This window comes from Psychrobacillus sp. FJAT-21963, assembly GCF_001420585.1.
Taxonomy (GTDB): Bacteria; Bacillota; Bacilli; order Bacillales_A; family Planococcaceae; genus Psychrobacillus.
Genome location: NZ_LJIY01000028.1, coordinates 1 through 1,280, shown reverse-complemented (window position 1 = coordinate 1,280; position 1,280 = coordinate 1). Strand labels below are relative to the sequence as shown.

General features: G+C 51.7%; 1 rRNA gene. It reads left to right on the top strand.

Annotation, left to right across the window (positions count from 1 at the left end):
• Positions 1–1,280, top strand: a 23S ribosomal RNA gene (locus AN959_RS20330); the annotation flags it as partial.

Sequence of the window (1,280 nt, the reverse complement as noted above, 5' to 3'; positions counted from 1 at the left end):
ATACTCCCTAGTGACCGATAGTGAACCAGTACCGTGAGGGAAAGGTGAAAAGCACCCCGGAAGGGGAGTGAAATAGACCCTGAAACCGTGTGCCTACAAATAGTCAGAGCCCGTTAATGGGTGATGGCGTGCCTTTTGTAGAATGAACCGGCGAGTTACGATTACATGCAAGGTTAAGTCGAGGAGACGGAGCCGCAGCGAAAGCGAGTCTGAATAGGGCGAATGAGTATGTGGTCGTAGACCCGAAACCAGGTGATCTACCCATGTCCAGGATGAAGGTAAGGTAACACTTACTGGAGGTCCGAACCCACGCACGTTGAAAAGTGCGGGGATGAGGTGTGGGTAGCGGAGAAATTCCAATCGAACCTGGAGATAGCTGGTTCTCTCCGAAATAGCTTTAGGGCTAGCCTCAAACGCGAGAATCTTGGAGGTAGAGCACTGTTTGGACTAGGGGCCCATCCCGGGTTACCGAATTCAGACAAACTCCGAATGCCAATGATTTATGTTTGGGAGTCAGACTGCGAGTGATAAGATCCGTAGTCAAGAGGGAAACAGCCCAGACCACCAGCTAAGGTCCCCAAGTATTTGTTAAGTGGAAAAGGATGTGGCGTTGCTTAGACAACCAGGATGTTGGCTTAGAAGCAGCCATCATTTAAAGAGTGCGTAATAGCTCACTGGTCGAGTGACGCTGCGCCGAAAATGTATCGGGGCTAAACAAATCACCGAAGCTGTGGATTGATACCTATGGTATCAGTGGTAGGAGAGCGTTCTAAGGGCGTTGAAGTCAGACCGGAAGGACTGGTGGAGCGCTTAGAAGTGAGAATGCCGGTATGAGTAGCGAAAGATGGGTGAGAATCCCATCCACCGTATGACTAAGGTTTCCTGAGGAAGGCTCGTCCGCTCAGGGTTAGTCGGGACCTAAGTCGAGGCCGATAGGCGTAGACGATGGACAACAGGTTGATATTCCTGTACCACCACCCCGCCGTTTGAGTGATGGGGGGACGCAGTAGGATAGGGTAAGCGTGCTGTTGGTTATGCACGTCCAAGCAGTGAGGTGTGAGTGTAGGCAAATCCGCACTCTGTAACATTGAGCTGTGATGGCGAGGACGAATGTCCGGAGTTCCTGATTTCACACTGCCAAGAAAAGCCTCTAACGAGGCGGGAGGTGCCCGTACCGCAAACCGACACAGGTAGTCGAGGAGAGAATCCTAAGGTGAGCGAGAGAACTCTCGTTAAGGAACTCGGCAAAATGACCCCGTAACTTCGGGAGAAGGGGTGCT